The sequence below is a fragment of the Mycetocola sp. Y171 genome, from assembly GCF_056713165.1.
Window position 1 is genome coordinate 1973118 of record NZ_JBWYGX010000001.1, and the last position, 13043, is coordinate 1986160.

Annotated in this window: 8 protein-coding genes and 1 tRNA gene; 7 read left to right on the top strand and 2 right to left on the bottom strand. The window is 65.9% G+C overall.

Annotated elements, in window-relative coordinates:
* The first annotated feature begins 55 nt into the window (after positions 1 to 55).
* Entirely contained in the window at positions 56 to 2584 is a 2529-nt protein-coding gene (locus AC1M2K_RS09545) for an ATP-dependent Clp protease ATP-binding subunit (protein WP_480238970.1), read from the top strand.
* Positions 2585 to 2644: 60 nt separating this feature from the next.
* Here AC1M2K_RS09545 and AC1M2K_RS09550 read toward each other — a convergent pair whose 3' ends face one another.
* Entirely contained in the window at positions 2645 to 3571 is a 927-nt protein-coding gene (locus AC1M2K_RS09550; RefSeq protein ID WP_480240784.1) for a Ppx/GppA phosphatase family protein, read from the bottom strand.
* Positions 3572 to 3604: 33 nt separating this feature from the next.
* Here AC1M2K_RS09550 and AC1M2K_RS09555 point away from each other — a divergent pair, with 33 nt between their 5' ends.
* The 4 genes from AC1M2K_RS09555 to AC1M2K_RS09570 all read left to right on the top strand — a co-directional run bounded on the left by AC1M2K_RS09555 (position 3605) and on the right by AC1M2K_RS09570 (position 9981).
* Positions 3605 to 4123, top strand: coding sequence for an amino-acid N-acetyltransferase (locus tag AC1M2K_RS09555; RefSeq protein ID WP_480240785.1), 519 nt, complete (start codon positions 3605 to 3607; stop codon positions 4121 to 4123).
* A gap of 196 nt (positions 4124 to 4319) precedes the next feature.
* The gene (locus AC1M2K_RS09560) at positions 4320 to 8819 is read left to right on the top strand and encodes an ExeM/NucH family extracellular endonuclease (protein WP_480240786.1); all 4500 of its coding nucleotides are present in this window, start codon (positions 4320 to 4322) and stop codon (positions 8817 to 8819) included.
* A 114-nt stretch (positions 8820 to 8933) separates the two neighbouring features.
* Positions 8934 to 9554, top strand: a complete 621-nt coding sequence (locus AC1M2K_RS09565) for a hypothetical protein (RefSeq protein WP_480238966.1) — start codon at positions 8934 to 8936, stop codon at positions 9552 to 9554.
* A 37-nt stretch (positions 9555 to 9591) separates the two neighbouring features.
* On the top strand, positions 9592 to 9981 hold the full coding sequence (locus AC1M2K_RS09570) for an SseB family protein (RefSeq protein ID WP_480240787.1): 390 nt from the start codon (positions 9592 to 9594) through the stop codon (positions 9979 to 9981).
* A 7-nt stretch (positions 9982 to 9988) separates the two neighbouring features.
* Here the strand turns inward: AC1M2K_RS09570 and radA are convergent, their stop codons facing one another.
* Positions 9989 to 11347: a DNA repair protein RadA gene (radA, locus tag AC1M2K_RS09575; RefSeq protein WP_480240788.1), complete on the bottom strand. Its 1359-nt coding sequence runs from the start codon at positions 11345 to 11347 to the stop codon at positions 9989 to 9991.
* A 102-nt stretch (positions 11348 to 11449) separates the two neighbouring features.
* Between radA and AC1M2K_RS09580 the strand changes: the two genes are divergently transcribed.
* Both AC1M2K_RS09580 and AC1M2K_RS09585 read left to right on the top strand, forming a co-directional pair.
* Positions 11450 to 11537, top strand: a tRNA-Ser gene (locus tag AC1M2K_RS09580).
* 201 nt (positions 11538 to 11738) lie between these two features.
* Positions 11739 to 12638 carry a hypothetical protein gene (locus AC1M2K_RS09585; RefSeq protein WP_480240789.1) on the top strand — a complete coding sequence of 300 codons (900 nt, stop codon included), beginning with the start codon at positions 11739 to 11741 and terminating at the stop codon, positions 12636 to 12638.
* Positions 12639 to 13043 lie beyond the last annotated feature (405 nt).

Sequence of the window (13043 nt, forward strand, 5' to 3'; positions counted from 1 at the left end):
TGGTTACTCTTTTTGTACGGCACCCCATCCCTGCCCGGGTGCCCAAGGAGCGAACATGTTTGAGAGATTCACCGATCGCGCTCGTCGCGTCGTCGTCCTGGCCCAGGAAGAGGCCAAGATGCTCAACCACAACTACATCGGAACCGAGCACATCCTGCTCGGTCTCATCCACGAGGGTGAAGGCGTCGCAGCCAAGGCCCTCGAATCGCTCGGTATCTCGCTGGATGCTGTCCGCGAGCAGGTCCAGGACATCATCGGCCAGGGCCAGCAGCAGCCGACCGGTCACATCCCGTTCACGCCGCGTGCCAAGAAGGTGCTCGAGTTGTCTCTGCGTGAGGCTCTCCAGCTCGGCCACAACTACATCGGTACCGAGCACATCCTGCTCGGTCTCATCCGCGAGGGTGAGGGTGTCGCCGCACAGGTCCTCGTCAAGCTCGGCGCGGACCTCAACCGCGTGCGCCAGCAGGTCATCCAGCTCCTGAGCGGGTACCAGGGCAAGGAGACCGCGGCCGTCGGTGGCAACACGACCGAGACGACCGCGCAGGGCGGATCCCAGATCCTCGACCAGTTCGGACGCAACCTCACGCAGGCCGCGCGCGACAACAAGCTGGACCCGGTCATCGGCCGCGAGAAGGAGATCGAGCGGGTCATGCAGATCCTGTCCCGCCGTTCGAAGAACAACCCTGTCCTGATCGGTGAGCCCGGAGTCGGCAAGACCGCCGTCGTCGAAGGACTCGCCCAGGCGATCGTCAAGGGCGAAGTGCCCGAGACCCTGAAGGACAAGCAGCTCTACTCCCTCGACCTCGGTTCGCTCATCGCCGGAAGCCGCTACCGCGGTGACTTCGAAGAGCGCCTGAAGAAGGTCACCAAGGAGATCCGCACCCGCGGTGACATCATCGTCTTCATCGACGAGATCCACACCCTGGTCGGAGCGGGTGCTGCTGAGGGCGCGATCGACGCCGCCAGCATCCTCAAGCCGCTCCTGGCACGTGGAGAGCTGCAGACCGTCGGCGCGACGACCATCGACGAGTACCGCAAGCACTTCGAGAAGGATGCAGCGCTCGAGCGCCGGTTCCAGCCGATCCAGGTCGCTGAGCCGTCCCTGCCCCACACGATCAACATCCTCAAGGGGCTCCGTGACCGCTACGAGGCCCACCACAAGGTGTCCATCACCGACGGTGCCCTCGTCGCCGCTGCCAACCTCGCCGACCGTTACGTCGCCGACCGGTTCCTGCCTGACAAGGCCATCGACCTGATCGACGAGGCGGGAGCACGCCTCCGCCTGTCGATCCTGTCCAGCCCGCCCGAGCTGCGCGAGTTCGACGAGAAGATCTCGGTGGTCCGCGGTGCCAAGGAGACGGCGATCGAGGACCAGGACTTCGAGAAGGCCGCATCGCTGCGTGACGAGGAGAAGAACCTCCTCGGTGAGCGGCTGCGTCTCGAGAAGCAGTGGCGCTCGGGCGACGTCAAGACCACGGCGACCGTCGACGAAGGTCTCATCGCCGAGGTACTCGCGCAGGCCACCGGCATCCCGGTCTTCAAGCTGACCGAGGAAGAGTCGAGCCGTCTCGTCTTCATGGAGAAGGCGCTGCACCAGCGCGTCATCGGCCAGGAAGAAGCGATCTCGGCTCTGTCGAAGACCATCCGTCGCACACGCGCCGGCCTCAAGGACCCGAAGCGCCCGTCAGGCTCGTTCATCTTCGCCGGCCCGACCGGTGTCGGAAAGACGGAGCTGGCCAAGGCGCTCGCCGAGTTCCTGTTCGACGACGAAGACGCGATCATCTCGCTCGACATGAGCGAGTACGGCGAGAAGCACACGGTCTCGCGACTGTTCGGTGCCCCTCCAGGGTTCGTCGGCTTCGAAGAGGGCGGGCAGCTGACCGAGAAGGTCCGCCGCAAGCCGTTCAGTGTCGTGCTGTTCGACGAGATCGAGAAGGCCCACCCCGACATCTTCAACTCCCTGCTCCAGATCCTGGAAGAGGGACGGATGACGGACGGTCAGGGTCGCCTCGTCGACTTCAAGAACACCGTGATCATCATGACCACCAACCTCGGGTCCAAAGGCATCGCCGGCGGCCCCGTCGGTTTCCAGGTCGAGGGTGACACCACGGCCACATACGAGATCATGAAGGCCAAGGTCACCGAGGAGCTCAAGAAGCACTTCAAGCCCGAGTTCCTCAACCGCGTGGACGACACCATCGTGTTCCCGCAGTTGTCGAAGCCTGAGCTCCTGCAGATCGTCGACCTCTTCACCAAGCGACTGAGTGACCGCCTGCTCGACCGCGACATGACGATCGACCTGACCCTCTCCGCCAAGGAACGTCTCATCGAGGTCGGTTTCGACCCGGCTCTCGGTGCACGGCCGCTGCGTCGCGCGATGCAGAACGAGGTCGAGGACCGTCTCAGCGAGAAGATCCTGCACGGCGAACTCAACTCGGGAGACCACATCCACGTGGACTTCGCCGACGGCGAGTTCCTGTTCGACACGAAGCCGCGCGGCGAGACCGTCGGCGCCGGCCTCAACTCGGGCCGTTCGCTCGGCACGGGTGCTGCGACGCCCGACCTCGCGATCACCAGCGACTAACGCAGGAACAGACGAAGGGCCGGGGGAGTGATCCCCCGGCCCTTCGTCGTGCCGGCCGCGTCAGGCGAGGCGGTCGAGGTACCGCAGCAGGATGCCCTCGCGCGTCGCCCACGGTGAGACGTCGAGTTCGCGGACGTTGAACGCGGCCATCGTCTCGCTCAGAACGATGCCGCCCGCAACGATCTGGAACGTCCTGTCCGTGGTGATCCCGGGCAGCGCCGGCCGGGAGTCTGCGGGGATGCGCGCCAGCCGTGGAACCCAGTCATCGAGTCTGCTGCGCCTGAGCGTCAGCCGGTCGTCCTCGCCCACGCCGTCAGAGACCGACCCTGCGAGCCGCGCGAGCGATCGGATCGTCTTGGACGAGCCGACGATCTGGCCGGGTTTACCCCGCCCGGCGAACTCCCGCCTGGCCTCATCGAGCACTGCCCTTGCGTGCTCCCGGAGGTCGTTCTGCTGGGCTTCGGTCGGAGGGTCGTCGTGCAGGAAGCCGATCGTCGACCGTCCGGCCCCGAGGGGGAGCGAGAGGGCGACATCGGGCTCCTCGTCGTCTCCGAGCGCGATCTCGAGCGACCCGCCGCCGATATCGAACAGCAGGATGTTCCCTGCTGACCAGCCGTACCATCGCCGCACGGCGAGGAACGTCAGTTTTGCCTCGTCCTCTCCGCTGAGCACCTGCAGGTCGAGTCCCGTCTCGCGTCCGATGAGGGCGAGGACCTCAGGGCCGTTCGCCGCCTCACGGATCGCCGATGTCGCCATCGGCAGCAGGTCGTCGAGGTTGCTCTCCCTGGCGATCCGCGCAGCGTCGCCGATGGAACGCACGAGCATCGAGACGCCTTCGTCGGTGATCGCGCCACTCTCATCGATGTATCGCATCAGCCGGAGGACCGACTTGTGCGACGCCTCCGCGACCGGGCGCGCGCCGCGGTGGGCGTCGACGATGAGCAGGTGAACAGTGTTTGAGCCCACATCGAGCACTCCGAGTCGCATATCGACAGGCTACCGCTCGCTAAACTGGCGCTCATGACCCAGAGCGCTGCGCCCGCATTCGTCGTCCGTCGCGCACGCACGTCGGATGTGGCTGCGATCCGGACACTCATCGAGCCTCTCGTCCAGCAGCGCATTCTGCTCGGCAAGGAGCGGGTGGTCTTCTATGAAGCGGTCCAGGAATTCCGCGTCGCCGAGGCATCCGACGGAACGATCGTCGGCTGCGGCGCCCTGCACGTCATGTGGGAGGACCTCGGCGAAGTGCGCACGCTCGCGGTAAGCCCGGAATGGCTGGGCACAGGGGTCGGCCGGGCGCTGCTCGAGCGACTCGAGTCGGACGCCCGTGAACTCGGCCTTTCCCGACTTTTCTGCCTCACCTTCGAGGTGTCGTTCTTCACCCGCAACGGGTATGGAGTGATCGGGGAGGGCGTGATCGACCCGGAGATCTACTCGGAGATGGTGAGATCCTCGGACGAGGGTGTGGCGGAGTTCCTCGACCTCGCACGCGTCAAGCCGAACACACTCGGCAATTCGCGGATGCTCAAACGTCTCTAGCGCTGCTCATTTGTTGACCCCCTTGTGAGGGTGGAAACCGCCGGATAGCTTTTACCCACTGTTTACTCTTCGGGTGAAACGGCGTCACACGGTTTCCCTAGCCTTGCTGGGTCGCCGTCGCTATCCCGGTCAGTGCTGCGATGGAGCGCACTGCCCGTGCGCCGCATTCATTCGTCGTCGAACTTCGGGGAGATCAATGTTGCTGTCCAAGCGCCTCTGGCGTACCACCGCCCTCGCATCCCTGCTCGGTCTCGCGGCCGCACCCCTCGCTGTGCTTCCCGCGGCGGCAAGCACAGATGGCACAGGGGTGGTGATCAACGAGGCCTATCTCTCCGGTGGAAGCGCCGGTGCGGCATACACGCACAAGTTCGTCGAACTGTACAACCCGACGGATGCCGCGATCGACATCGGTGACTGGTCACTGCAGTACCGACCGGCCGGCGGCACAGCGGCGTCGTCGAGCGTCGTCGACCTGACCGGCAGCATCCCCGCGAAGGGCCACTACCTCGTCGGTGGAGCGGCAAACAACGGAGGGGCCGTCGGAGCGCCACTTCCTGCGACCGACGCGGCGTCAACCGCGCTCAACCTCTCCGGCAGCGCAGGCACCATCATTCTGGCCAACGTGCCGACGGCGATCACGCTCCCGACTGGCTCCGTCGTCGGAAACACCGCCGTGGTCGATCTCCTCGGCTACGGCACCTCGAACACCTTCGAGACGGCTGCCGCTGCAGCACCTGCAGGCAACACCGACGTCAAGAGCCTCAACCGCACGGCCTTCGCCGACACGGACAGCAACGTGGTCGACGTCACGCTCTCCGCGACGATCACCCCTCAGAACACCGCGGGAACCGATCCGACCGATCCCACTGATCCGACCGATCCCACTGATCCGACTGATCCGACCGACCCGCCCGTCGAGCCGGGGACCGTCGCCATCGCCGAGATCCAGGGCACGGGGGACGCGAGCACGAAGGTCGGAACGACCGTCACCACCACCGGTGTCGTGACGGCCGCTTATGCCACCGGCGGCTTCCAGGGTTACTACCTGCAGACCGCAGGGACGGGAGGCTCGGTCAGCGGGCAGACCGCATCCGACGCTCTCTTCGTCTACTCTCCGGCCACAGCGGCAGCCGTCGCCGTCGGCCAGTACGTGCAGGTGACCGGTGTCGTCTCGGAGTACTTCGGATTGACCCAGATCACCGTCGCCGACGCGGCAGGGCTTACGCAGCTCGACCCATCCACGGTGACCGCACCGGTCGCCGCAGCGATCGGCTACCCCGCTGACGACGCTGGGCGCGAACGCTTCGAGGGGATGCTGCTGGCGCCGACGGGCGACTTCACCGTCACCGACGTATTCAGTTCGAACCAATACGGCGAGGTCGGGCTGGCCGCGTCGAGCACGCCCCTCGTGAACCCGACCGTCCTCGGGCTCCCCGGCACCGCCGAACACGCCGCAGCGACGGCCAGGTTTGCGGCCGAACTGGTCACCCTCGACGACGGTTCGACACTGAACTTCCTCAGCACGGCGAACGGAGGGGCCAACAAGAACATCCCGTTGCCCTACCTGTCGACGGATGCGCCCGTCCGTGTCGGCGCGCCGGTCACGTTCACCGCTCCGGTGATCCTCGACTACCGCAACAGCAACTGGAAGTTCCAGCCCACCACTCAGCTGACGGCCGAGAACGCCGACACGGTGCAGCCGGTCACCTTTGCGAACACGCGGACCGCAGCACCGGAGAACGTCGGAGGCGACGTCACCCTCGCCACCTTCAACGTGCTCAACTACTTCGCCACGACGGGTGCCGACCGCACCGGATGCACCTACTACACAGACCGCGCGGGCAACCCGATCACCGTGAACAACTCGGACGCAGCGGGCTGTGGTGTGCGTGGCGCCGCAGACTCAGCGAACCTGGCCAGGCAGCAGGCGAAGATCGTCACCGCGATCAACGCCATCGATGCAGACATCGTTTCGCTCGAGGAGATCGAGAACTCCGCCGCCGTCGGCAAGGACCGCGACTACGCGCTCGGTGTCCTCGTCGACGCGCTCAACGCGGAGGCGGGGAACGATGTCTGGTCGTTCGTGCCGTCACCGTCTGCCGTCCCCGAGAACGAGGATGTCATCCGCACCGCGTTCATCTACAAGGCCGAGACCGTCGAGACCGTCGGTGAGAGCCGCATCCTCCTCGACTCCCCGGCGTTCGGCAACGCCCGCGAGCCCGATGCGCAGGCCTTCCGGCCTGCCGGTGGATCAGCATCCGACACCTTCCTCGTCATCGCGAACCACTTCAAGTCGAAGAGCGACTCCGGGGCCACGGGAGACAACGTCGACACGGGGCAGGGCGCGTACACGGGCGACAGGACCCGTCAGGCCGAGGCGCTCGTCGCCTTCGCGGACGAGTTGAAGACCGAACTCGACACCGATCGCGTGTTCCTCGTCGGGGACTTCAACTCCTACGCCAAGGAGAGCCCGATCGGGGTCATCGAAGCGGCCGGCTACGTCAGCCAGGGCGCGAAGACGGGTGAGCACACCTACCAGTTCGGCAAGGCGGTCGGATCACTCGACTACGTGTTCGCGTCAGAGGAAGCCGACGCATCGGTGACGGGCGCGGACATCTGGAACATCAACTCGGTCGAGTCGATCGCGCTGGAGTACTCGCGTTACAACTACAACGCCACCGATTTCTACGCCGAAGACCCGTACAGGTCGAGCGACCACGACCCGATGCTCATCGGGATCGACGCGAGCCCGACCACCTCCATCGTCAACCTGCTGAACATCAACGACTTCCACGGCAGGATCGACGCCAACACGGTGAAGTTCGCCGGGACCATCGAGTCGTTGAAGGCGCAGTTCGACGAGGGGCAGTCACTGTTCCTCTCAGCCGGTGACAACATCGGGGCGTCGCTCTTCGCGTCGTCGTCGCTTCGTGACCAGCCCACCATCGACGTGCTGAACGCTCTGGCGCTCGCAGCATCCGCGGTCGGGAATCACGAGTTCGACCAGGGCTACGACGACCTCGTCGACCGGGTGATCGACGGTGGCGAGAACGCCAGGTTCGACTACCTGGGCGCGAACGTCTACCTGGACGGCACGACAACACCCGCCCTCGACGAGTACGCGATCTTCGAGGTCGACGGCGTCGATGTCGGAGTGATCGGTGCTGTGACCCAGGAGACCCCGACGCTCGTCTCGCCTGCCGGGGTCGCCTCCCTGGACTTCGGCGACCCCGTCGAGGCCGTGAACCGGGTCGCGGCGCAACTGTCCGACGGCGATGAGTCGAACGGAGAAGCAGACGTCCTGGTCGCCGAGTACCACGAGGGCGCAGGGGCCGGCATCCCGGACGGGTCGACGCTGGAGGAAGAGATCCTCGCCGGCGGCGCCTTCGCCGACATCGTGTCGAAGACCACCGCAGAGGTCGACGCGATCTTCACCGGTCACACGCACAAGCAGTACGCGTGGGATGCTCCGATTCCCGGCCGTGACGGCGAGACTCGCCCGATCCTGCAGACCGGGAGCTACGGCGAGAACGTCGGACAGATCACTCTGACCGTGGACAACACCGACGGTGACGTCACCGGATACGACGCACGCAACGTCGCCAGGGTCACCACCGATGACGGCGTGCTCATCGCCACCTACCCGGCGGTCGCCGAGGTGGACCGCATCGTCGACGCGGCCATCACCGAGTCCGGCGTTATCGGCAACCAGGTCATCGGCAGCGCAACAGCGCCGATCACGACCGCATTCGCAAACGGAGTGCGCGACGACCGGGCCTCTGAATCGACGCTCGGTAACTTCGTGGCCAACGCGCTCGTCGAATCGCTCGCGTCCGCCGACCGGGGAAGCGCCGAGATCGGAGTGGTGAACCCCGGCGGCCTGCGAGCAGACCTGGCCGCAGGCAACATCACATACGCGCAGGCGAACGCGGTGCTGCCGTTCCTCAACAACCTGGGGACCACGTCGCTGACCGGCGCACAGTTCAAGACCATGCTTGAGCAGCAGTGGCAGACCAACGCGGACGGTACCATTCCGTCGCGCCCTTACCTGCAGCTGGGTCTCTCGGACAACGTGTCGTACACCTTCGACCCGGCCCGCGCCCAGAACGACCGGATCACGAGCGTCACGATCGACGGCGCGCCGCTCGATCCGGAGGGAAGTTACCGGATCGGAACGTTCAGCTTCCTGCTCGCGGGCGGCGACAACTTCCGGATCTTCAACGACGGCACGGACACGCGCGACTCGGGTCTCGTCGACCGTGACGCCTGGATCGCCTACCTGACGGCCAACAGCCCGGTCTCGCCGAGCTTCGACCGTCGCTCCGTGCAGGCCACCGGCATCCCGACGGGACCAATCGTCGAGGGGAGCTCGGTCACGGTGAACCTGTCGAAGCTCGACCTCACGTCGACGGGCAGCCCGGTGAACACGCAGGTGGATGCCGCCATCGACGGAGTGAGCGTCGCGACCGCTCCGGTCACGGCGGGCGCGGCGACTGTGACGTTCACCGTCCCGGCCGGGGCGGGTGAGAAGACTCTCACCATCACCGCCGCCGAATCGGGGACGACGGTGACGATCCCGCTTACGGTCGAGGAGGACGAACCCGAACCGCCGACACCGCCGACACCGATCGAGAGGATCATCAAGATCATCACGGACTTCATCAACTGGCTGGCGAAGCTGTTCGGCTGGCGATGACGCTGAGTCCCTGAACCCGGGTACGCCGGGGGACCAGGACGCGCGGAGGGAAGCAATTGCGACCCTCCGCGCGTCTTCGTCTGCCGGAATCCGGGCGCTGGTTATCCTGAAGCCATGTCGACGAACGAACGCCACGGCCGCGAACCGCGCAGCGTCTATGTCCGTCGCCGACTCTGGGTGCTTGCCGGCCTCGTCGCGGTGATCGCCATCATCGCGCTGGTGATCTGGAAGCCCGGGTCCACCTCGGGTGCAGAGCCAGACCCGACCCCCGTCACGAAGAGCACGTCTTCACCGTCGCCGACGCCGTCGGCCACCCCGGGGGAGCCGGGAGAGTGCGCAGACGACGCCGTCGTGGTCGAGGCCCTCACCGACAAGAGCAACTATGCCGCTGGGGAGCTCCCACAGCTGTCGCTGCGCATCACGAACACAAGCGATTCGGCCTGCAGCATCAACGTCGGAACTGCGGCACAGGTGTTCACCATCACGAGCGGGAGCGACACGTACTGGACGTCGACCGACTGCCAGGTCGAACCGGCGGATGCCATCGTCGAACTCGCTGCCGAGCAGTCGGTTGAATCCACGGCCCCGATCGCATGGGATCGCACCCGGTCGTCGCCGTCGACGTGCGAAGGCGACCGGCCCGCCGTCCCCGCCGCCGGGGCCTCGTACCACCTGAGCACGTCGGTCGACGGTGTCGAGAGTGCGGAGTCGAAGCAGTTCATCCTCGTCGGCTGAGCGGACTGCGTTCGCGGCGACTGCAAGAATAGACAGCATGCCGAAGAAGAAGCAGCCGTCGTTCCGTTCACAACCCCTCGCGGATGCGCTCGAACAGCAGGACATGGCCGCTGTCGCATTTGCACTGCGCAATGATCGGGTGGTCGTGCCCCTCGTCACAGCAGGTCAGCGAGATAAACCGACGGATGCTGGCGAGGTGTGGACCTACCGCCAGCCGGAGACCGGGCGTCTGGCATTGCTTCTGTTCTCGGACGCAGCCCACAAGCCCGCTGCGCTTCCTCCGGTGGTCGGCCTGCAGGACGGGATCTGGTTGCACACGTTCCTCCGCACCCACGGTGATGATATCGAAACGGTGTTCTTCGACATCGCCGGCCCCCACCCTATGCAAGCCACGCCTGACGAACTCCTCAGGGTCCTCGCGCTCTGAGCCCGGATCAGAAGACCGCGTCGAGCTCCTTGTCGAACGACGAGCCCGCCGCTTTCTTCGCGGTATCGAGGGCGTCACGGATGCCCCCGGCCGCGGCGTCCACGATGGTCCGGTAACCGAGACGCGTCGCTTCGGCGCGACGCTGCCTGGCGGCCGTGACCGGGCGGACCTCGCCGGCGAGTGAGATCTCGCCGAACGCCGCGAAGTCGTGCGGCACCGGGTAGTCCATCGCCGCGGATGCGATCGCGATCGCGATGGCAAGATCCGCGCCCGGTTCGGTGAGCCGCACGCCGCCGACCGTCGACACATAGACGTCCTTGTCGTGGAGTTTGATCCCCGCGCGTTGCGCGAGCACCGCGAGGAGCATGGCGACCCGGGAGGCGTCGACGCCGTTGGTGACGCGGCGCGGGTTCGGGACGGACGTGTCGAGGACGAGTGCCTGGACTTCCACCGGGAGCGCGCGCTTGCCTTCCATCGACACGGTGACGCAGGTTCCGGAGACGGCGGCACCACGGCTGAGGAACAGCGAGCTCGGGTCGGAGACTTCGGCGATTCCGTCGCCGGTCATCTCGAAGCATCCCACCTCATCGGTGGGACCGAACCGGTTCTTCAGGGCGCGGACGAAGCGGAGGGATGTGTGGCGATCGCCCTCGAACTGGCAGACCACGTCGACGAGGTGCTCGAGCAGTCGAGGACCGGCGATGCTGCCGTCCTTCGTGACATGGCCGACGATGAGCACGGGCAGCGCCCGCTCTTTCGCGATGCGGATCAGCGTCTGCGCCACCTCTCTCACCTGGCTGGGTTGCCCGGCGATGCCGTCGGACTGGGCGCTGGAGACGGTCTGGACCGAGTCAACGATGAGAAGTTGCGGTTTCACGGCGTCGATCTGGCCGAGGACGACCCCGAGGTCGGTTTCGGCCGCGAGGAAGAGGTTGTCGCTGAGTGCCCCCGTGCGCCTGGCGCGGAGCTTCACCTGGTTCACCGATTCCTCGGCCGTGACATAGAGCACTCGTGACTTGGCCTTTGCCGCCTTCGCTGCGACCTCGAGCAGGAGGGTCGACTTGCCCACGCCGGGTTCGCCGGACAGCAGGATGGCTGCGCCGGGCACGATGCCGCCGCCGAGCACGCGATCGAACTCGTCGATGCCTGTGGGCCAGTGCGCGACATCCGCTTCGGTGATCTCCGTGATGGGCCGAGCTGACCGATCTGCGGAGACGGTCGACGCCGTCACCCGCTGGACGATGCCGATGTCAGCGGAGACATCGACGACGGTGCCCCACTGCTGGCATTCACCGCAGCGCCCCGCCCATTTCAGCGTCTGCCATCCGCATTCGGTGCACTTGAAAGTCGAGGTGGGCTTTGCCATGCCATGAGCCTAACCGCGACCGCAGACAGAGACCGGGACAGTCGTCGGCTGGGGACAACCGGCGATTCGCGCACATCCTGCGAATCAACTACACTCGACGGCGGTGACGTGTCCGAGCGGCCGAAGGTGCAACTCTCGAAAAGTTGTGTGCGTCTAAAGCGCACCGTGGGTTCAAATCCCACCGTCACCGCTCTGAGCAAGACCCCCTCTTCCGGTTCCCCGGGAGAGGGGGTCTTTTCGTTGTGCTCGTCGGTCTGGCCGGCGCGCTTCCGGGTTGTCCGACCGCGGACGGCGATCAGCCCACATGGGCCCTGTCGAGGGCGGAACCGGATCCAGAGGATCGCCAGAGCGGTGTGAGCGGGGTCGCGCGCCCCCGCCTTAGACTGGCGCCGTGAATGATGCTGCCCCCGTACTTGGACTCCTGCTCGACGTCGACGGCCCGATCGCCAGCCCGGTGAGCAGGAGCGTCGCCATCCCCAGCATTCCCCGAGACCTGGTCGAACTCGCAAACGGCGGCGTCCCCATCGCCTTCAACACCGGACGCTCCGACGCCTTCATCCAGGCAGAGGTCGTGCCGCAGCTGATCGCGGCAGGGCTCTCGGCCGGCGCCAGAGTCTGGGCGATCTGCGAGAAGGGGGCGGTTGTCGTCCGCATCACGCCGGAGGGGCTCGGAGACATCGACGTCGACTCAGACCTTGCGGTCCCAGCGGCGTATGCCGATGCCATCCGCGAGCTCGTCGCGACCACATACGACGACGTCATCTTCTTCGACGAGACCAAACGGGCCATGGTGTCGGTGGAACAGCGGCTCGACGTCTCCGCCGAACACTTCGCGAGCAGGCGCGACGCCTTCGACGCCGACGCAGCCCGCCTGCTCGACGCGCACGGGCTCGGTTACGAATGGGGGACGACGCTCGTCCTCGACGCGGCGGGCGATGCTCCGTTCCGGATCGACCCGACGATCATCTCCACCGACATCGAGTCGGTGCGGCTCGGCAAGGACCTGGGTGCGAGCAAGTTTCTTCGCCTGCTCGAGGCGGATGGCGCAGAGCTTCCGCTGGCCTGGCGGACCCTCGGCGATTCGCGAACCGATTACGCGATGGCCGACTGGCTGCACCAGCAGGGTCACGAGGTCGTGCACGTCGATGTGCGTCCGGCCGACGGGGTGCCCGAGACGGCGTACGCGGTGCGGCACCACACGACGCTCATCCACGATGAGGCTGGTGCCCTTTATCTGGCGGCGTGGGTGCGGATGCTGCGTGGCGAGACAGCAGACGACAGCGACGTCTGATTCCGGGCCGGCCGGCCCCGGATCCCCGGGATTCCGGGGGAGTCCCGGGCGACACGCCCGGGCAGCAGTCGTAATTTGCCAGCCATTCGCATCACACGTAAAGTACTTACTTGTCACCCCAAAGGTGCGGCAGAGCGGAACAGCTCGCCGGCCTCATGCGGGACCAATCCCAGGTAAAAGAACAGGCGCTCTTGAGTGTCGGCGTTCACTGCCTTAGGATATATAACCTCCACTCGAACAAGCTGAAGAAATTCAGGCGATGGTTTGGTGCGCCGACTTCCAGTCGGAGCCGAAAAATCCTCGATTTGACAAGAACTTCGAGAGTGGTAAGTTAGAGAAGTTGCCCTGCGGAGCAGCCCGGAAGGGTGAAAAGTGGGAGCATCCGATCCTTGAGAACTCAACAGC